This window comes from Sorangium sp. So ce185 (assembly GCF_051526825.1).
GTDB lineage: Bacteria > Myxococcota_A > Polyangia > Polyangiales > Polyangiaceae > Sorangium > Sorangium cellulosum_D.
Genome location: NZ_CP150316.1, coordinates 1,461,310 through 1,481,458, shown reverse-complemented (window position 1 = coordinate 1,481,458; position 20,149 = coordinate 1,461,310). Strand labels below are relative to the sequence as shown.

Annotated in this window: 9 protein-coding genes; 6 read left to right on the top strand and 3 right to left on the bottom strand. The window is 72.4% G+C overall.

Annotated elements, in window-relative coordinates:
* Positions 1 to 32 precede the first annotated feature (32 nt).
* Positions 33 to 6,056, top strand: a complete 6,024-nt coding sequence (locus tag WMF26_RS05500; RefSeq protein WP_437999439.1) for an AAA family ATPase — start codon at positions 33 to 35, stop codon at positions 6,054 to 6,056.
* A gap of 140 nt (positions 6,057 to 6,196) precedes the next feature.
* Here WMF26_RS05500 and WMF26_RS05495 read toward each other — a convergent pair whose 3' ends face one another.
* Positions 6,197 to 9,253: a carboxypeptidase regulatory-like domain-containing protein gene (locus tag WMF26_RS05495; protein ID WP_437999438.1), complete on the bottom strand. Its 3,057-nt coding sequence runs from the start codon at positions 9,251 to 9,253 to the stop codon at positions 6,197 to 6,199.
* A 223-nt stretch (positions 9,254 to 9,476) separates the two neighbouring features.
* Here WMF26_RS05495 and WMF26_RS05490 point away from each other — a divergent pair, with 223 nt between their 5' ends.
* Together WMF26_RS05490 and WMF26_RS05485 are read left to right on the top strand one after the other, a co-directional pair.
* Positions 9,477 to 10,121 carry a TetR/AcrR family transcriptional regulator gene (locus WMF26_RS05490; protein ID WP_437999437.1) on the top strand — a complete coding sequence of 215 codons (645 nt, stop codon included), beginning with the start codon at positions 9,477 to 9,479 and terminating at the stop codon, positions 10,119 to 10,121.
* A 439-nt stretch (positions 10,122 to 10,560) separates the two neighbouring features.
* Positions 10,561 to 12,333, top strand: coding sequence for a lamin tail domain-containing protein (locus tag WMF26_RS05485; RefSeq protein WP_437999436.1), 1,773 nt, complete (start codon positions 10,561 to 10,563; stop codon positions 12,331 to 12,333).
* Positions 12,334 to 12,434: 101 nt separating this feature from the next.
* Here the strand turns inward: WMF26_RS05485 and WMF26_RS05480 are convergent, their stop codons facing one another.
* Entirely contained in the window at positions 12,435 to 14,147 is a 1,713-nt protein-coding gene (locus WMF26_RS05480; RefSeq protein WP_437999435.1) for a delta-60 repeat domain-containing protein, read from the bottom strand.
* A 649-nt stretch (positions 14,148 to 14,796) separates the two neighbouring features.
* Here WMF26_RS05480 and WMF26_RS05475 point away from each other — a divergent pair.
* The 3 genes from WMF26_RS05475 (at position 14,797) to WMF26_RS05465 (ending at position 19,614) form a co-directional block, all read left to right on the top strand.
* The gene (locus WMF26_RS05475) at positions 14,797 to 17,217 is read left to right on the top strand and encodes an alpha-glucuronidase family glycosyl hydrolase (protein WP_437999434.1); all 2,421 of its coding nucleotides are present in this window, start codon (positions 14,797 to 14,799) and stop codon (positions 17,215 to 17,217) included.
* 275 nt (positions 17,218 to 17,492) lie between these two features.
* Positions 17,493 to 18,761, top strand: a complete 1,269-nt coding sequence (locus tag WMF26_RS05470) for a PAS domain S-box protein (RefSeq protein WP_437999433.1) — start codon at positions 17,493 to 17,495, stop codon at positions 18,759 to 18,761.
* A 220-nt stretch (positions 18,762 to 18,981) separates the two neighbouring features.
* The gene (locus tag WMF26_RS05465; protein WP_437999432.1) at positions 18,982 to 19,614 is read left to right on the top strand and encodes a hypothetical protein; all 633 of its coding nucleotides are present in this window, start codon (positions 18,982 to 18,984) and stop codon (positions 19,612 to 19,614) included.
* A gap of 43 nt (positions 19,615 to 19,657) precedes the next feature.
* Here the strand turns inward: WMF26_RS05465 and WMF26_RS05460 are convergent, their stop codons facing one another.
* Positions 19,658 to 20,080 (bottom strand): DoxX family protein, encoded by a 423-nt coding sequence (locus WMF26_RS05460; RefSeq protein WP_437999431.1) that lies wholly within the window; start codon positions 20,078 to 20,080, stop codon positions 19,658 to 19,660.
* Between the last annotated feature and the right edge of the window lie 69 nt (positions 20,081 to 20,149).

The window sequence follows — 20,149 nt, the reverse complement described above, 5'->3', positions numbered from 1 at the left end:
ATGCGTCGCACATTCCCCGTCGCACCGCTCCCGTGAACACGATTCCCGTCTGCACCGATCACGGGGCGTCGTCCCGTTATGCCATCATCGCGGTCCTCCACGAGGGTTCAGACACCCTTCTCTACCGGGCCGTGCGCGAGGACGACGGCCTCCCCGTGGTGCTCAAGGTCCTGCGACGCGACCACGCCGACGCTCGCGCCCTCGGGCGGCTGCGCCACGAGCGCGAGGTCGCCGCGGCGCTGAGCACGCCGGCCATCGCCAAGGTCTACGCGCTCGGATCGGCCGGCGGCCAGGCGGCGCTGATCCTGGAGGATTTCGGCGGCCGCTCGCTCGAACGGCTCCTCGGAGAGCCGATGCCGCTCGAACGCTTCTTCCCCCTCGCCCTGCGCCTCTCCGACGCGCTCGCCGAGCTGCACCGGCACCACGTCATCCACAAGGACATCAAGCCCCAGAACCTGCTCTACAACGCCGAGACCGGGCAGGTGAAGATCACCGACCTCGGGATCGCCTGCCTCTCGCCCCGGGAGCCCCAGGACGTCGTCCACCACGGGCTCATCGAGGGGACGCTGGCCTACATGGCGCCCGAGCAGACAGGCCGGATGAACCGCTGGATCGACGAGCGGACCGATCTTTACTCCCTTGGCGTCACCTTCCACGAGATGCTGACTGGCACCTTGCCGTTCCGGGCCGGCGATCCCGTCGCGTGGGTCTATTGCCACATCGCGAAGAAGCCGCCGGCGGCGCACGCGATCGTCCCCTCGATTCCCCCGCTCCTGTCCGCGCTCGTGCTCAAGCTGCTCTCCAAGGCCCCCGAGGAGCGCTACCAGAGCGCGCTCGGGCTGCGGCACGACCTGGACGAGTGCTTCGCCCGGTGGCGGGCGAGCGGCGCCATCGAGCGCTTCCCGCTCGGGCAGCGCGACCTCTCGGACCGGTTCCAGGTCCCGCAGCGGCTGTACGGGCGCGAGCGCGAGGTGGAGGCGCTGCTCGCCGTGTTCGAGCGGGTGGTGACGCAGGACCGGCCAGAGCTCGTGCTCGTGTCGGGCTATTCGGGCATCGGCAAGTCGTCGCTCGTCGCCGAGCTGCACCGGCCGGTCGTGAGGGAGCGGGGGTTCTTCCTCTCCGGCAAGTTCGACCAGCTCGAGAGGGAACGCCCGTACCACGCCTTTCTCCAGGCGTTCCGGGGGCTGGTGCAGGAGATCCTGTGCGTGAGCGAGGGGGAGATCGAGCGCTGGAGGCAGCGCCTCCGGGAGGCCCTCGGACCGAACGGCGGGCTGCTCGCCGGCGTGCTCCCCGAGCTCGAGCTGCTCCTCGGCCCGCAGCCGCCCGCGCCGGAGCTCCCCGCGGTCGAGGCCCGGCACCGCGTCCACGCGACGCTCCAGCGCTTCGTCGCGGCGTGCGCGCAGAAGGAGCGCCCGATGGTGCTCTTCCTGGACGATCTGCAATGGGCCGACGCGGCGAGCCTCCAGCTGCTCGATCAGCTCATCACGCACGCCGAGGCCGAGCACCTGCTCTTGATCGGCGCCTGCCGGGACAACGAGGTCGGCCCGGCGCACCCGCTGTCGCTCATGCTGGCCGACGCGCGGAAGCGCGGCGCCGCCATCAGCGACATCGTCCTCGCGCCGCTCTCGACCTCCGACGTCGGCGCGCTCGTCGCCGGGGCGGTCCACGCCGGCGCCGACCGGGTCGAGCCGCTCTCGCGGCTGGTCTACGAGAAGACCGGCGGCAACCCGTTCTTCGTGCTCCAGTTCCTGCTCGCGCTGCACGAAGAGGGGCTCATCGCCTTCGACGCGGGCGAGGCGGCGTGGCGGTGGGACATCGCCGCGATCCGCGACAAGGGCTTCAGCGACAACGTCGTCGACCTGATGGTGGGCAAGCTGAAGCGGCTCTCGGCCTCGACGCAGGACGCGCTCAAGCTCGCCGCGTGCCTCGGCAGCAGCCTCGCCCTCGACACCCTCGCGGTGGTCGCGAACCGCAAGGCGGCGGAGCTCCGCGACGCGCTCGAGGAGGCGGTGCGCGAGGGGCTGCTCCTCCGCCGGAACGGCGACTACCGGTTCCTCCACGACCGCGTGCAGCAGGCCGCCCACGCGCTCATCCCGGCGGCGCAGCGCGCCGAGGTGCACCTCTGCATCGGCCGGCTGCTCCTCAGGGGTCGAAGCGCGGGAGAGCGCGAGGAGACGCTCTTCGACATCGTCGGCCACCTCAACCGCGGCGCCGCGCTCATCCGCTCCCCGGCGGAGCGGGCCGAGCTCGCCGCGCTGAACCTCCGCGCCGGCAGGCGAGCCCGGGCCGCGGCGGCCCACGAGTCCGCCGCCGCCCTCTTCGCCGCGGGCATGGCCCTCCTCGGCGAGGATCGCTGGGAGACGCAGTACCAGCTGACCTATGACCTGAGCCTCGAGCGCGCGCGCTCCGCGTACATCACCGGCAGCGTCGAGGAAGCCGAGCGGCTCCTCGAAGAGCTCATGGATCGCGCGAGGACCAAGATCGAGACGGCCGCCGTCGTCGAGCTCGCCGCCGCCGTCTCCCAGACCCACGGACAATGCGCTCGCGCGGTGGAGCTCGGGCTCTCGTGGCTCCGCGCCTGCGACATCGATCTTCCGCTTCACCCCTCGAGCGCGCGGCTCGAAGAGGAGACGAAGAGCGTCTGGCAGGCCCTGCGCGACCGGCCGATCGAGGACCTGATCCGCCTGCCGCCGATGACGCACCCGGAGATCAAGGTCATGATGGACGTGCTGCAGGGGGTGACGGCCCCTGCGATCTTCGTGGACCACGACCTGCACTGTCTGCTCGTCATGCGCATGGTCAAGCTCAGCCTGCACCACGGCAACGCCGAGAGCTCCGCCCTCGCGTACGCCGCGTTCGCGAGGCTGATCGGCCCGAGGTTCGGGCGATACCAGGAGGCTTACCTGTTCGGCAAGCTCGGCCATGACCTGGCGGACAGGAGCGGCTCTCTCACCACGAAATCGCAGGTGTTCACCCTCTTCGGACAGATGGTCGTCTTCTGGACACGCCACTACCGGGAGACGTATCCGTATACGCGCGCCGGCTTCAGCGCCGCGACCGAGTCCGGCCATCTGAACATGGCTTGCTTCAACGGCATCTGGGCCGCGCTGTTCCCGCTGCTCTCTGGCGAGCCGCTGGAGGACGTGCTCCACGAGGTCGAAGAGCGCCTCGGCTTCGTGCGCAGGGCCGGCTACGCGTTCGCGCACAGCGCCCTCGTCGGCGTCCACGCGATGATCCAGGCGCTGCGAGGTCGGCCGGTCCGCTTCCCGGTGCTGGATGGCTCCGATCTGGATCGGCCGGCGTTCGAGGCGCGGCTGGAGGAGGGGGATCTCCTGGGCGCTCGCGGGCTCTATCACAGCCTGGAGGCCCAGGCGCTCTTCGTGCTCGGCTCTCCCAGGGAGGCGCTGGCGGCGGCGACCCGCGTGACGGTCGAGCACCCCTGGAGGACCGAGCCGTACGCGCTCATCGCCGAGAACGTCTATTACCTCGCGCTCTCGCTCGCGACCCTCGGCGGCGAGGCGCAGCCGTCCCCTCCCGGGGCGCTCCCCGCGCAGCTCCTCGATTGCGAGCGGCAGCTCGGCGAGTGGGCGAGGAGCTGCCCCGACAATTTCCTCCACAAGCACGCGCTGGTCCGCGCCGAGATCGCCCGGCTCCGAGGGCACGACCCGGAGGCCGCCCGGCTCTACGAGCAGGCCATCGCGTCGGCGCGGGAGGGCGGCTTCGTCCAGCACGAGGCCATCGCCTGCGAGCTCGCCGCGGGGTTCTACCGCGCGCGCGGCCTGTCCATACCCGAGGGCGCCTACCTGCAAAAGGCCCGCGCTGGCTTCTTTCGCTGGGGCGCCCACGCCAAGGTGGAGCAGCTCGACCAGCGCTATTCCCACCTGGTCGACCGCAAGCCGATCGCGCCCACCGTCACCTTCGCCGTGCGGGCCGAGCAGTTCGACGTCCTGTCCGTGGTCAAGGCCTCGCAGCGCATCTCCGGCGAGCTCAAGCTCCCGCGCCTGCTCGAGATGCTGCTGCGCATCGTGGTCGAGCACGCGGGCGCCGAGGTGGGATGCGTGTTCCTGGTCCGGGGTGAACACGCGTGGACCGCGGCGATCGAGGCGCCGAGCGGCGCGGTGCGGCTGCTCGGCGCCGACGAGGCGTCTTCGGCCGCGCTGCCGCAGTCGGTCCTCAACTATGTTCGCCGCAGCCACGAGCGCGTGCTGCTCGACGACGCCACCGCCCGCCACCCCTTCATGGAGGACGAGTATTTCCGGCGCAGGCGCCCGAGATCGGTGCTGTGCCTCCCGATCGTGCGCCAGGACCGGCTGCTCGGCCTGCTCTACCTGGAGAACAACCTCGTCACCGGCGCCTTCACCCCCGGGCGGCTCAGCGTCGTCGAGCTGCTCGCCTCGCAGTCGGCGATCTCGCTGGAGAACGCCCTGCTCTATGCCGAGCTGGAGCAGGAGAACGCCGAGCGACGGCGGGCGGAACAGGCGCTGAAGACCAACCAGCAGATCCTCCAGGCCATCATCGACAACTCACCGGCGTCCATCTACGTCAAGGATCACCGAGGCCGGCACCTGCTCGCCAACCGGCACGTGAGCAGCACCTTGCGCCTGCCGCCCGAGCAGATCCTCGGCAAGACGATCGCCGATGTGTTCGCCGCTCCGCTCGCCGCGGCCATCGAAGACCACGACCGGCGGGTGCTCGCTGCGGGCGTGCCGATGGAGTGGGAGGAGGAGGTGCCGCTGGAGGACGGGCTGCACACCTTCCTGTCGGTCAAGTTCCCTCTCGGCGAGGGGCCGACGCCCTCCGCGCTCTGCGGCATCTCCACCGACATCACGGAGCGCAAGCGCGCCGAGCGGGCCGAGCGCTTCCTGGCCGAGGCGAGCCGGAGGCTGATGGCCCTCGGCTACAGCGCGACCCTCGAGAGCGTGGCGCAGCTCGCGGTGCCCGAGCTGGCCGACCAGTGCGTCATCGAGGTCGACCTCGCCCGCGGCGGCCTGGGACACACGGTGACCGCAGGGGTGCCCGCCGAGCTGGCCGACGCGGTCGTGGACGCGCTGCGGCCCCTGGCAGCGGCGTCGCTCGACCGGCCCGAGGTGGGCGACCTCCGCGCCGCGCCCCGGCTCCAGCAGCTCGATCTCCACGCGTTCCTCCGGGTCCCGCTGGTCGCGCGCGACCGGTGCTTCGGGGTCATGACCCTCCTCTCGACCACGCCCCGGCGCCGCTACGGCCCCGCCGACCTGCGGCTGGCCGAGGAGCTCGGGTACCGCGCGGCGCTCGCGCTCGACAACGTCCGTCTGTTCGCCGACGCCCAGGAGGCCATCGCGCGGAGGGATGAGTTCCTCGTCGTCGCCTCCCACGAGCTCAAGACGCCGCTGACCTCGCTGCAGCTGCAGGCGCAGCGCGTCGAGCTGCTCTTGCGTCGCCACCAGCGCGCGGAGCTCACCCCGGAGCGGATCGAGGGGGCGCTCCGCGTCTTCCATCGTCAGCTCGCGCGGCTCGGACACCTCGTGAACGAGCTGCTCGACGTCACGACGCTGAACGCCGGGCGGCTGACGCTCGCGCGGGCGCCCGTCGGTCTCGCGGAGCTGATCCGCGACGTGATCGAGCGGCTGAGCCAGCAGCTCGCCGACGCAGGCTGCCGGACCGAGCTCGATCTGGACGAGCCCGTGATCGGGCGCTGGGACCCGTCTCGCGTGGAGCAGGTCGTGCTCAACCTCCTGTCGAACGCGATGAAATACGGCTCCGGCGGCCCCATTCACGTCAGCGCGCGCCAGCGGGAAGGCCGCGCCCTGCTGGCGGTCCGAGATCACGGGATCGGGATCGCGGAGGCGGATCAGGCCAGGATCTTCGAGCGCTTCGAGCGCGCGGTGTCGGTCTGCAACTTCGGCGGCCTCGGCCTTGGGCTGTATATCGCGCGCTGCATCGTAAGCGCGCATGGCGGATCCATCCGCGTGGAGAGCCAGCCGGGCGCCGGCGCGACGTTCATCGTGGAGCTCCCGCTGAGCCCCACAGAGGCGGACGAACGCGGCGCCGAGCCTGGACTGGAACGCCGAACGGGTTGAGACCCTGAGACAATGAACCACCGAGGCACAGAGGACACAGAGGAAGAGGAGAGAGAGCTCAGGATTTTTTCTTCATCTCTGTGTCCTCTGTGCCTCTGCGGTTCGAATCTCTTCATTCTCGGGCTCCTCGGGCGCAACCGTCACCGCGCGGGTACGCCGGCCGGCAACCCCGGGGGCATCGGCATTTCGCCGGCCGTGATGGAGACGGCCGCCCCGCGCGAGAGCCCGAGCGTCACCTGCGTCCCCGCGGGGACGGTGGAGAGCGGCCGGTAGAGATACGCCATCTTCCCGCGGACATCGTGGCCGTCGACGGACACGATCGCGTCGCCCACCTGGAGGCCCGCCCGCGCGGCGGGCCCTCCGGGGCGCACCTCGCTCACCTCCAGGGTCTGCGCGGACAGATCCATGGCGAAAGCGTCCTTGATCGAGAACCCGAGATCGCCGGGCGGATTCTCCGGCCCGACGCGGCGCTTCGCCATGACGACGCGCCCCACGTCGGTCGCCGCGCCCGGCTGCGCGTCCACCGGGAGCACGGCGGTATCGTAGGGTGAGCCCATCGGATCGGACGGCGCACAGACGAGCATGATGGGCCCGGAGGGGGCCTGATTCACCTCGAAGCGCCCCGCCTCGTCCGTGCGGAGCTCCTGCTGGAAGCTGCCCGGGCCCACGGACGGCCCCCCCTTGCGAGGATAGACGTTGATCCGCACCCCGGCGATCGGCGCGCCGCCGTCGAGCGACACCACCTGCCCTGTCAACGAGGCGCGCGGCGCGAGCGCGAGCACCACGCCGCTCCGCTGCTCCCCTGGCGCGAGCGCGACGTCCACGGACGCCGTCCCTTCCTGCGTCTCGGTGGAGAGCTCGTATTTCCCCTCCGGGAGGTCGCTGATCGTGAATGCGCCTCCCGTGAAGGCGAAGGTCTCGGCGCGGAAGAGCGCCGCTTCCCGCTCGAGCGCGCGGACGGTGAACTGCTCGGGGACCTTCCCGGACGGCACCGAGAGGGTGCCCGAGATCGCGCCGGCCGGCTTCAGGGTGAGGGTCACGCTGTCGCCGGTGTGGACGTGCTCGGCGAAGGCCTCGCCCCCTCCCTTGCGGTACGCGTGGACCGTGTAGGTGCCCTGGGGCAGGCTCCCGACGACGAACTTGCCCTCGGGATCGGTGAGCACCGGCGATTGCGCGAAGGCGCCCCACCGCGCCCTGCCCTGGTTGCTCGCCCCCGGCGGGCTCGCGCCCTCGAGCTCGCGCTCGGCGTGGACGAAGGCGTCCGTCACCGGCTCGCCGATGTCGTCCACGACGCGCCCGTGAATCTCGCCGTTCCGGCGCTCCACGACCAGCGTGACGCGCGCGCTCGCCCCCGCCTGCACGCGCGCGGAGACCGCCTGCGGCGCCCCGCCGAGCGCGCCCGGGCCTGGCGGCGGCAGCGCCGGCGGCGCGTCGCTGGCCGAGACCCGGTAATCGCCCGGCGGGAGCCCCCGCATTGCGAAGCTCCCGTCGTCGAGCGATCTCGCCATCCCGCCCGCGGGCGGCCGCATGGGCCCCATCGCCGCGCCCGGCGCCCCCATGTCCGGCGGAGTCCCCAGGATCGAGACGTTCACGCCCGCGACGGGCTTCCGGTCCTCGTCGACGACGACCCCCTCGATCGCGCCCCCGCGGTCGACGACGATCGTCACCTCGGGGGCGCGCTCGTCGCGGAGCTCGACCTCGACGGGCGCGGGCTCGGCATGGCTCACCGGGCGCGTCATGATCATGTACTTCGCGGGCGCGAGCCCCTTCAGCGCGAAGGTCCCGTCGGCCTCGGTCCGGGCGGCCGCTCCGGTGGCGCCTCGGGCTCCCATCATCGCGGGCGCGTACGCGTGCACGGCGGCGAGGACCGGGTTCTGGTCGCGGTCCACGACCCGGCCGCGGATCGCCAGGCCGGCGCGCACGGTCCACACGAGGTCTTCGACGTCGGCGTCCCCCACCTCCACGACCGGGTAGGTCGGCTCTGCCACGTGGTCGGCGCAGGCCACGAGCACCTCGTAGGAGCCGCGGACCACGGCCTCGAAGAGCACCGAGCCGTCGGCCTCGATGGCGGCGCTCTGGATCCCGGCCTGCCCCGGGCTCAGCAGGGCGACGTTGCCGCGCTTGCAGGGCGCGCCGTCCGGCGCGACGTCCACGCGGCCCGCGACGACGCGCGCGGGGTGGACCTCGATCACCACCTCGCGCGAGGTCTGGCCCAGGCCGAGGAGCACGCTCTCGCGCGCCTGGCCGAGCTTGCCGAGCGCGCGGGCGACCAGCCGGTAGCGCCCCGGCGCGAGCCGCTCGACGCGGAAGCGCCCGTCCGCGTCGCTGCGCGCCGCGGGCATACCGTGCATCGGCCCCCACGCGCCCTCGCTGTCGATGGAGATCGTCGCCCCCTCGACCGGCGTCCCGGTGCCTGCCTCGACGACCCGCCCGACGAGCGCGGACGCCGGCGTCAGCAGGAGCTTGAGCGAGGGCCCCGGCGCCACGCCGTCCCTGAACGCCTCGGCGTAGCCGTCGGCCTGAGCGCGCGCGAAGTAGGGCCCCTCGTCGATCCACGCGGCGTATCGGCCCTCGGCGTCGGATCTCGCCACCACCGAGCCCATTCCTGGCTCGAGCCAGTCGAGCGTGACCAGCGCGCCGGAGATGGCGCCGCCGCCGATGTCCTCGACCTGCCCCCGGACCTCGACCCCGCCGGCCGGGAGGACCAGATCGACGCCGGCGCGCGCCTCGCCGGCGCCGAGCTCGACGAACGGCGTGCGGGCGGCGTCGGGAGAGGCGTGGCGCGCTGGGCGGTGATGCGGCGCCGAGGCGGTGATCATCCAGCGCGCGGGCGGCAGGCCGGAGAGCTCGTAGCGGCCGTCCTCCGCGGAGGGCGCGCACACCGGCTCGCGCGCCTCCGCGGGCGGCGGCGCGCCCGGCGCGGCCGGCTCGACGGCGGCGCAGACCAGGGCGCCGGCGATCGGCGCGCCCGCGGGCTCGGCGACGCGGCCGGCGATGCTCCCGGGCTCGCGCGGCTTTGGCTCGGTGGCGCGCCGGCGCGCCTTTCCCGCGGCCGGCGCCGCGCTCGCGGGCGGAGGCGCGGCGCTGCTCGGCGGCGCCGGGGTGGAGCGGGAGCAGGAGGAGCGGACGAGGAGAACCAGGAAGGCGAGCCAGAGCACGCCGAGCACGCCCATCGTCTTGGTCCAAGGTCGCTTCATCGGGCTTTCTCCGGGGCGATCGCGAGGGCCGCCAGGGTAGGGCACGGGGAGCGAGCGGAGCACGAAGAGCACGTCGCCGGCGCGGAGGCTCCTTCGTGATGCCGTCCACGCGCACCGCCGCGGCGTCGCGGGGGCTGCGGAACGCTCGCTGCGGCGCCTCGCCGTCGATACCGTTTGTCAGGGGCGGAGCGCTGGCGCACGATTCGACCGAGGCAGGGACGACGTGAAGCCATCGGCGAGAGCAGAGAAGCCCGAAGCGCAGGGGCCTGCGGCGCGGGGCGTGCGCGCCGACGCCCAGCGCAACCTCGACGCGCTGCTCGAGGCGGCCAAGGCCGTCTTCGGCGACAAGGGCGTGGACGCGCCCGTGCGTGAGATCGCCGCGCGGGCCGGCGTCGGCGTCGCGACCGTCTACCGTCACTTCCCGCAGCGCTCCGACCTCGTCGCGGCGGTGTTTCGACGCGAGGTCGACGCATGCGCCGCCGCCGCCCCCGCGCTTTCGCGCGAGCACGAGCCGGTCGAGGCGCTGGCGCGTTGGCTTCGCCGATACACGAGCTTCATCGCGACGAAGCGCGGGCTCGCCGCGGCCCTGCACTCCGGAGACCCTGCCTTCGACGCCCTGCCGGAGTACTTCCGGCAGCACCTCGAGCCGGCCCTCCAGTCGCTGCTCGACGCGGCGGTGAGCGCGGGTCAGGTCCGCGCCGACGTCGAGCCGTACGAGCTGTTGCGCGCGGTCGGCAACCTCTGCATCGCCCCCGGCGAGGACGGAGCTCTCCATGGTCGGCGCATGGTCGACCTGCTGATCGACGGGCTGCGCTACGGCGCCCCGGGGGCGGGTCTCGCTCCGGGAGAGCGACGCCGCGCGCGCTGAAGAGGCGCGACGACGTTCTGCGCCAGCCGTGGCGCCTGGGGAGCGGCGGCGACGCCGAACAGGTTGGTGTCGAACACCGCGCGCGGCGCATCGAGGGATGCGTTGCTCACGAGGGGCGACTTGGCGTGATCGTTGAGGCTCCCGTTGATTTCGGACTGGCCCGACGCCAATGCGCGCTCTCTTGTGCGCGAGTTGCTCCGGGTCCGAGATCACGCGCACGCGCACGGGAGAGGGAAGACGGGAGACGGAAGACGGAAGGCGGGAGACGGGAGGTCCGGGGCTCGCGACGGAACTGGCGTAAGGCAGAATACGCAACTTTAGCGCACATGGGCTCCCAATGGCTCAGATGGGGACCGCGCCCACGATCAGGGTATCTGCCGCGCTCGTCTTCATGCTCTCATGAAAGGAACCAAGAAAGGTCCGGTGTAACGAGATGCGCGTGTTGTCTTCCTTGACCGTGGGGCACCTGCTCCTGCGGCTCTCCTTGCTCCTGTCCGCCGTCGCCGGAACCGCCTGCGGCGCCGATTCGCCGCCGGTGGAAGGGGAAGACCTCCCGTCGTCGGCATCGTCCGGTGGGGAGGGCGGCACCGCGGGCGCCGGCGGGCTGGGCGGCGGCGGCGATGCCAGCGGCGGGGGCGGCGCCGGCGGGCTGGGCGGCGGCGGCGGCCAAGGCGGCCAGGGTGGCGCCGGTGGTCAAGGCGGCGACGGCGGCCAGGGCGGCGACGGCGGCCAGGGCGGCGCCGGCGGCCAAGGCGGCGCCGGCGGCCAAGGCGGCGCCGGCGGCCAGGGCGGCACCGGCGGCCAAGGCGGCGCCGGCGGCCAGGGTGGCGCCGGTGGCCAAGGCGCTGGCGGCGAGGCCGGCTCCGGTGGCTCCGGCGGCGAGGCCGGCTCCGGCGGCTCAGGTGGCTCCGGCGGCGGCGAGGACGTCCCCCCGGTGCGCGTCCGGCTCATGGCCGCGAACCTCACGAGCGGAACGCGCCAGAGCTACGACCCCGGCCACGGCCAGCGCATCATGCAGGGGGTCAGACCGGATATCGTCCTGCTCCAGGAGCTCAACTACGGCACCAACGGCGCGGACGCGCTCCGCACCTTCGTCGACGACACCTTCGGCAGCGCGTTCAGCTACTACCGCGAAGCGGGCGCGCAGATCCCGAACGGCATCGTGAGCCGCTATCCGATCCTCGAAGCCGGCGAGTGGGAGGACAGCGAGGCGCCCAACCGGGACTTCGCCTGGGCGCGCATCGACATCCCCGGGCCGATCGACCTCTGGGCCGTCAGCGTGCACTTCCTGACCGCCAGTTCGAGCGTGCGCCAGGCCGAGGCGCGGCAGCTCGTCGAGCGCCTCCGCGAGCGCATGCCCGAGGGCGATTACCTGGTCATCGGCGGCGACTTCAACACCGATAGCCGGACAGAGCCGTGCATCTCGTCCCTGTCGGAGGTCGTCGTCACGTCCAGCCCCTACCCCGCCGACAGGAACGGAGACACCGATACGAACGCCGGCAGGAGCAAGCCGTACGACTGGGTGCTCGTCGACACCGACCTGGATGCGCACGAGACCGCCGTCGTGATCGGCGAGAGCAGCTTCGCGAACGGCCTCGTGGCGGACACCCGCGTCTACACGCCGATCGCGGAGCTCAGCCCCGCCCTCGCGACCGACAGCGGCGCCGACCAGATGCAGCACATGGGCGTCGTGCGCGACTTCTTGATCCCCGTGGACGCGTCCCCCGTCGATCCGACGCCGGGCACGGCCGCCGTCTTCCTCAACGAGATCCTCGCCAACGAGCCCGAGAGCGTCACGGCCAGCGAGTTCGTCGAGATCGTGAACCTCGGCGCGTCGGCCGCCGATCTCGGCGGGTGGACGCTCTCCGACCGCGTGTCGGCGCGGCACACCTTCGCCGCCGGGACGACGCTCGCGCCCGACGCGGCCATCGTGGTGTACGGCGGCGCGACCGCCGTGCCCCCCGGCGCGAGCTGGGCCGTGGCCGCGTCCACGGGGCGCCTCGAGCTCACCAACGCGGGCGACACCGTGACGCTCAAGGACGCGTCCGGCGCCACCGTGGACGCGATGACCTACGACGCGACCCTCTCCATCGACGGCGTCTCGATGAACCGCGACCCCGACGCCACCCCGGGAGAGCCCTTCGCGCTGCACACCGCCCTCGCCGCGAGCGACAGCTCGCCCGGCACGCGCGTGGACGGCTCGCCGTTCTGAGCCGCGGCGGCCCGCCGGGCGCCGCCCCCCGCCGCGCCCGGCAGCGGCCGCCGCGCCAGGCGGGCGGCCGCCGCGACGCCGCGCCCAGAGCGCGCCCGCGCTCAGTTCCAGAGCCGCGCGACGAGGCCGTACGTGGGGAACGTCTGCCGCGTGCCGGCCACGAGCAGCTTGCCGTCGGCCGAGACCGTCATCGACTGCACGGCGTTCTCCTCGCCGAGGAACACCGCCTGCACCCCGCCCTCGCCGAACGTCGGATCGAGCGCGCCGTCGGGCAGGAAGCGCGCGAGCGTGGGCCGGCTGGCCGCGTGCTCCCCCACGTTGCCGGCGACCACGATGCGGCCGTCGGGCTGGAGCGCCATGTCGACCGCCGCGCCGCCCGGGACCCCGGCGAGCGCTTGCCCGTCCTCCCCGAAGGTCTCGTCGATCGTGCCGTCCGCCTCGAAGCGCACCACGAGATAGTCGCTCGAGCCCGCCTCCTCGCTCCGCGCGGCCACGAGGATGCGGCCGTCGGGCTGGACGGCCATCGCGACCGGCTCCTGAAGGCCGGCGCGCTTCACCTGCATCATCCCGAGGCCGCCGATCGCGCCTTCCGCGGTGAGCTCCAGCAGCACGAGGTCCCGATCGCCGCCGTCCTCCACCCAGCCGGCCACCAACGTCGAGCCGCGCGCGCCCGCCGCGAGCGCCGTGCCCGCGCTCGCGCCCGGGCTGCCCATGAACGGGACGGTCCACCCCTCCGCGCCGAAGTCGCGGTCGAGCCACCCGTAGGTGGGGTTGATGGCCGCCACGAAGAGCTGGTCGTCGCGCTGGCCGGTCACGAGGAGCCGCTCCGAGGCCGACAGATCCATGGCCGCGACGCGCTCCTCGCCGCCGAGATCGATCAGATCCATGCCCGTATTTGCCGAGTCGACGCGGTCCAGGGTCCCGTCGTCGCGGTAGCGGAGGAAGGCGATGTCGTCCGTCGTGTCTCCGGGGGCGTAGCCGACGAGGAAGACGGAGCCGTTCAGGAGCCGCGTGATCCCGCGGAGCACCTGGTACTTCGTGCATCCGCAGAAGCGCTCCGACACGCCGCCGCCGCCCGCGAAGGACGGGTCGGCCGCGCCGTCGCCGAGCAGGCGGAAGCCCTCGAGGCGGGCCCCGCCGAGGCCGTCGATGCTGTTGCCGGCGGTGAGGATCTTCCCCTGCGCCGTCTGCCGGAGGTCGTAGAGGCCCCCGCCGTCGGAGCCGAGGTTCCAGGCGGAGATGCCCGCCTCGCCGAAGCTCTCGTCGAGCGTGCCGGGCTTTCCCGTGACCACGGCGCGCACGGTGTCGGTGCGCGCGGTCCCGCCGGAGGTCGCGATGAGCTCGAGGTCGAACGCGGTGCCCAGCGTGAGCGCGCCGGAGGCGCCGACCTCCAGCCTGCCCGCGCTGCTGCCCGGCGGGATGGTGATCGCCTTCGCGACGAGGCCCGGGGGCGGCGCCTGCACGTCGACATCGACCGGCCCGTCGAAGCCGCCGATCCGGGTGATCGCGACGTCGACGTGATTGACGCCGTTGTAGGGCACGTTGACCCCGGTCGACTGGATGGCGAACGTGAAGTCGCCCTGGGCCTGGCCCCCCTGCCCTCCGCCCCCCTCGGCCGGCCCCCCGCCGTTCGTCGAGGCCGAGGCCGAGGACGACGACACGCTGGCGCCGCCGCCGCCCGCGCCCGGGTCGAGCGACACGTCCTCGATGCCGAGGAGCGCCTCGCAGCCGAGGAGCGCCGCGGCGCCCCCGAGGAGGGCCGTGCGGGCGATGGAGGCCAGGAAAACGGTGGTTCGGCGGGGTGTGCGGTTCACGGCATCGAGCAGGCTAGGCCACCGGCGCCACCGCGTCGAGACGGCGGCCGCGGCGCTCGCGCTCGGGGGCGCCGCGCGCGCAGCCCGACGTGCCCCGTCCGGGCCCCCTGACCTGCTCCGCCGGCGCCGTGACATGTCACGGCGCCGGCGGAGCAGCAGCGACATGATCGCCGGCGCCCGGCCCCGCTCGCGCCGCAGCTCACGGAGGTCGTCGACGGGGATCCGTACGAGTTTCGATTGACGGTCACCGACCTGGTCCAGCCCGGGACGAACCAGCTCTCCTTCCGTGTGAACCACTATCTCATCTGAGATCCCGGGCTCCAGGCGAAGGTCGAGGACCTCCCGGTCATCGCGCCGCGAGCCGGGCGCCGCGCGCGGCTCCGCCCGAGCGCACCGCCACCCGAGACGGAAGCCACCATGATGAAAAAAAACGCAAGCAATGCAGTGAGACGGAGCGCGCCGGAGTCGAGCCGGAGCCTCCGTGTCAGCCCGAGGCGAGCGTCGCGATTCACCCTTGACGCCGGCAAACCGCTTTGGTCTTGCTTCTCCCTGGCCCCCTCCACTGGAAAGGCTGATGCAGATGATGCCTCCTTCGGAAAATGAGATTTCAAATCGCTCAGGCCCACCGCCGGCAAAGCGATCCCCTTCGATGACGATCCGGAGAGCCCCGCTCCTCTTCGTCGGGCTCCTCGGCGTCGCGCTCGCGAGCGCCTGCTCCTCGAGCGGCGCCGACGGACCGAACGGGACGACCGGCAGCGGCGGCGGGTCCAGCTCGACGGGAGGCTCCACCGAGGCGACCGGCTCGACCAGCGCGAGCGGCGGCTCAGGCGGCGGCGCCACGACCGGCGCCGGCGGCGATGGCGCCGGAGGCGAGGGCGGAATGCTGGGCTCCGACGAGGAGTACCCCTTGCCGGACTCCCTGCCGGACGAGACCGGAGCAGACCTCTGGCTCCGGTACCCGAAGGTCCCGATTCCGAGGCGCCTCGCCGAGTACCAGGCTGCCTTCAAGCGCGTCGTCAAATCGGGCAGCGGCGCGAGCCTCGACATCGCCGAGGCCGAGCTGGTCAAGGGCCTGAGCGGCCTCATCGGCGGGACCGTCGAGACCGGCGCGGCCGTCGACGGCCCGGGCGCCGTGGTGATCGGCACGGCCGCCGCCGACATCATCAAGGGCCTGCCGCTCGCGGCGCGCCTCGGCGACCTGGGCCCCGAGGGCTACCTCGTCGAGGCCGCGGACGTGGGAGGCCAATCGGTGATCGCCGTGGCGGGCAACACGGAGGTGGGCGTGCTCTATGGCGCCTTCGCCCTCCTCCGGCACCTCCAGAGCCACAGCGCCCTCGCCGGGCTGTCGCTCGGGGGCTCTCCCAAGATCGAGCATCGCATCCTGAACCACTGGGACAACCTCGATCGCAGCGTGGAGCGCGGCTACGCGGGCCGCTCCATCTGGGACTGGAGCGCGCTGCCGGGCACGCTCTCCCCCCGTTACAAGGACTACGCGAGGGCCAACGCCTCCCTCGGCATCAACGGGACCGTGCTCACCAACGTGAACGCCAACGCGCAGGTCCTCACGCCGTCGTACCTCACGAAGGTCAAGGCGCTCGCCGACGTCTTCCGCCCTTATGGCATCAAGGTCTACCTCACGGCCCGCTTCAGCGCTCCGGTCGAGATCGGCAACCTGAGCACGGCCGACCCGACCAACGCCAACGTCAAGCAGTGGTGGGCGAACAAGGTCGACGAGATCTACCGACAGATCCCCGACTTCGGCGGCTTCCTCGTGAAGGCGAACTCCGAGGGTCAGCCGGGGCCGCAGGACTATAACCGCACGCACGCCGACGGCGCCAACATGCTCGCCGACGCCCTCGCGCCCCACAAGGGCATCGTGATGTGGCGCGCCTTCGTCTACTCGGACACGAGCCCTCCGGACCGCATCAAGCAGGCGTACGAAGAGTTCAAGCCCCTGGACGGCAAGTTCAAGGCGAACGTCCTCGTGCAAGCCAAGAACGGCCCCCTCGACTTCCAGCCTCGAGAGCCGTTCCATCCGCTGTTCGGGGCCATGCCGAAGACGCCGCTGGTCCTCGAGCTCCAGATCACCAAGGAGTACCTCGGCGAAGATACGCACCTCGCCTACCTCGGCCCGCTCTACGAGGAGGTCCTCAGGGCGGACACCCACGCGAACGGCGAGGGCTCGACCGTGGCGCGGGTCATCGACGGCTCCCTCCACGACTACGCGACCACCGCGATCGCCGGCGTCTCCAACGTCGGCGACGACGCGAACTGGACCGGGTCCCACATGAACCAGGCGAACTGGTACGTGTTCGGGCGGATGGCATGGAATCCGGACCTCTCCGCGGAGGCCATCGCCGAGGAGTGGGTCCGCCAGACGTTCTCGAACGACCCCGCCGTCGTCGAGCCGGTCGTTCAGATGATGATGAGCTCTCACCAGACGCTCGTCGACTACATGACGCCGCTCGGCCTGGTCCACATCATGGGCAGCGACCACCACTACGGGCCGGCCCCCTGGGTGAACAACCTGGGCCGCGCCGAGTGGAACCCGGTCTACTACCACAAGGCGGACGCGACCGGCATCGGCTTCAACCGCTCTCCCTCGGGCAGCAACGCGGTCGCCCAGTACGCCGCGCCCGTGGGGCAGCAGTTCGGGAGTCGGGACACGGTGCCTGACGACTTTCTTCTCTTCTTCCACAAAGTCGGCTGGCAGGACGAGCTGAGCTCCGGGCGGACGGTCTGGGAGGAGCTCGTCCATCGCTACAGCCTCGGCGTGGACGGGGTGGGGCTCCTGCGAGATGCATGGAAGTCCGTCGAGGGTCGCATCGACGCCAAGCGGTTCAAAGACGTGACCGATTTCCTGCAGATCCAGCACTACGAGGCGCGCTGGTGGCGCGACGCGTGCCTCACCTACTTCGCCCAGGTCGGGAGGCTGGAGGTCCCGAGCGGCTATGCCCCCCCGGCGAACTCGCTGAGCTTCTACCAGGGGCTCGGCTGCCCCGCCGACGCAAAGAAGCCCCGCTGCTCGCAGGTCTACAAGGGCGAGCCGTCGCCCGCCATCCTCCCATGAGCTCGTCCGGCGCGCTCGGCCCCGCCCGAGCGGCCTGAGGCGCGACACCGGATCATCGATAGCAACCGGGCTGTGCGGCGCGCCGCCGCGCCCCTCCACGTCTCTCGCCACGCGCACCGGCGCGCTGGGGGCGACCAGGTGCCCCGGTCTCCTCCTCGTCCACATCCCCGCGGCGACGCCGCGGGGATGCGCGCGCTGGGCCATGTGGCCTGGCCCTCTGTCGAGCGCGCGGCGAGTCGACGCTCAGCGCCGAAGCTGATACCGATAGACGGCACATGACGGAATCATGGCAGCTGGACGAGCTCGGCCGCTTCTTCGAGCTGTCCGTCGATCTGGTGGGCATCGCCGGCTTCGACGGGCACTTCAAGCGCATCGGCCAGGCCTGGGAGCGCACGCTCGGCTACTCGCGCGAAGAGCTCCTCTCCAAACCCTTCCTCGACTTCGTCCATCCGGACGATCGAGAGCGCACCCTCGCGGAGTCGGCGCAGGCGTTCGCCGGCACCGGCAGCGTCACGTTCACGAACCGTTACCGGTGCCACGACGGCTCGTACCGATGGATCGAGTGGAACTCATCGGCCAACCAGGAGGCGCAGGTCGTCTATTTCGTCGCGCGCGACATCACGGACCGCAAGCGCGCCGAGGAGGCGCTGATCGCGGCCGAGGCCCGGTTCCGGGCGGCGATCGACGGCAGCCTGGACGTCTTCTGCGTGCTCCGGCGCGCGCCGGGCGAGCGCGGGGCGGACGGGGGCTTCGAGTTCACCGAGGCCAACGCCAAGCTGGTCGAGATGTTCGGGAGGCCGCGCGAGGCCGTCATCGGCCGGTCGGTCGACGAGATCACGCCGGAGACCCGTCAGGTGGGGGTCGTGGCGCTGATGGAGCGCGCCCTCCGGACCCGCGAGCGGGTGCTCGAGGTGATCGAGTTCCGCGCGCCCGACGGCGGGAGCTTCTGGATGCACTACCAGATCATCCCGCTGAGCGACGACGACGTCGCGGTCACGGCCAGGGACATCACGCCGTTCAAGCGGCTGGAGGGCGACCTCAGGGACTCGCTCCAGCGCCGCGAGGCCGACGCCGAGGAGCTCGAGCAGAAGAACCGGATGCTCGCGGAGGAGAACGCCGAGCGCGAGCGCGCCGAGGCGCTCTTGCGGCAGCAGCAGGACACGATGCTCGCCATGTCCACGCCGATCATCCAGGCGTGGGAGGGGGTCCTCGTGCTGCCGGTCATCGGGACGGTGGATACCGCGCGGGCGGCGCAGATCATGGAGCGCCTCCTCCCCGAGATCGTGCGCACGCAGGCGCGTTATGCCGTCCTCGACCTGACCGGCGTCAGCGCCGTGGACGCCGCGACCGTGTCTCACCTGCTCGCCGTGGTGCGCGCGGCGAGCTTGCTCGGCAGCAGGTGCCTCGTCTCGGGGATCTCGCCCGCGATCGCCCGGACCATGACCGAGATCGGCGGCGCCGAGGGGGCGTTCATGACCTTCGGCCTGCTCCAGAACGCCCTGCGCTACGCGCTCTCCCGTTGCACGGGCGGCGGCGCGGGCTGACGCGGCGCGCCCGCCCGGAGCTTTGCGCAGGCGCGCTGCGCGGCTGCCGGAACCGTGCTGGACCGCGCCGCGGCGCCCCGCGGGCGTGGATCTCGCTTGCTGGCCCCGCGTGTGGGTGAGATCCTCGACACATCTGCTTATCACCCAGCCTGGATGGCACGACCCCGCACCGGAGCTCCGGCCAGCCCACGGCGCGTTCGCCAGCGTCAACGAGGGTATCATGAAGGAGACCGACACCTCGGCCGCAGCCATCCGGAGCATCGGGCCGTCCTCCTCGCGGCGCGGGGGCCCCCACGCCGGAGGCGGGCGGCGCGGCCGGGCGGCGCTGCGCGCGGCCGCCGCCGGGACGGCCCTGTTCGCGCTCGCCGCGCTCGTCGCCGGATGTCCGTTGTGCAACGGCAACGACGTCGGCTGCTCGGACGGCGCCCACATCTCGGGGCCTATCGGGCTCGCCGCGAACGCGTCGGCGCACATCGAGGTCCGGGCCTGCAGGAACGGGAGCTGCGGGGAAGCGACGCTCGGCTCGGACCCGGGCGATTCGCGGAGCTCGCCGGGCCCGACCAACGCCGCGACCGCCAGCATCGACGGCGGGCGGTTCGCCATCTCGCTCTTCGATGACGACCCGACCAACGCGCAGTGGGAGCTCTCGATCGATTTCTCGCCGGACTTCGGCAAGGAGCTCGAGGACGGAGACGTCTACTCGGTCAGCGTCATCGACGCCGACACGCAACGCGAGCTCGTGAGCTTCGAGCGCACCATCCTCTACGGTGAATTCCAGCCCAACGGCGAGGGCCCCGTCTGCACGTCCTGCAACGTCGCGGACGTCAAGCTCCCTCCGCCCGCGGCGCCGTGATCGCGAGAGCGCCGCCGGCGGTGGCGCTCCGCGGCCGGCGGGGTCAGCCGCGCTGGAGCCGGCTGACGGCGAACGCGCCGTCGCCGAGCAACGCCTGCGCGCCGAGCCCGATCATCAGGAAGGCGACGTACTCCCAGCCGCCCCCCTGGCCGGAGAACATCCAGCCGTTCGGGAGGTGCACGAGCAGCGCGCCGGCCATCACGGGCAGGAGCGCCAGCGCGACCAGGCGCGTCCGGAGCCCGGCCAGGAGCGCCGCGCCGCCGAGCAGCTCGGCGAGGAACACCGGGTACGCCGTCCAGCCCGGGAAGCCGCTCGCCGCGAAGAACGCCACGGTGCCCGGCAGCGTGAACACGAGCGGCTTGGCCAGCGCGTGCGCCAGGAACACGGCGCCCAGGCCGAGGCGCAAGAGGAGCGCGGCCAGGTCGGTCGAGCGGGGGGCGGTGAGGATCGTGTCGATTCGGTTCATGGGTGATGCCTCCATGCCCCGAGGAGTAAGCCCCGGCGCGGCGCGCCGGTAGAGCGCGCCCCGGAACGA

Excerpts from the sequence above, each read along its gene's own strand:
- WMF26_RS05495 (WP_437999438.1), bottom strand. The coding sequence starts at position 9,253 with ATGAAGCGACCTTGGACCAAGACGATGGGCGTGCTCGGCGTGCTCTGG.
- WMF26_RS05475 (WP_437999434.1), top strand. The coding sequence starts at position 14,797 with ATGACGATCCGGAGAGCCCCGCTCCTCTTCGTCGGGCTCCTCGGCGTC.
- WMF26_RS05470 (WP_437999433.1), top strand. The coding sequence starts at position 17,493 with ATGACGGAATCATGGCAGCTGGACGAGCTCGGCCGCTTCTTCGAGCTG.
- WMF26_RS05465 (WP_437999432.1), top strand. The coding sequence starts at position 18,982 with ATGAAGGAGACCGACACCTCGGCCGCAGCCATCCGGAGCATCGGGCCG.
- WMF26_RS05460 (WP_437999431.1), bottom strand. The coding sequence starts at position 20,080 with ATGAACCGAATCGACACGATCCTCACCGCCCCCCGCTCGACCGACCTG.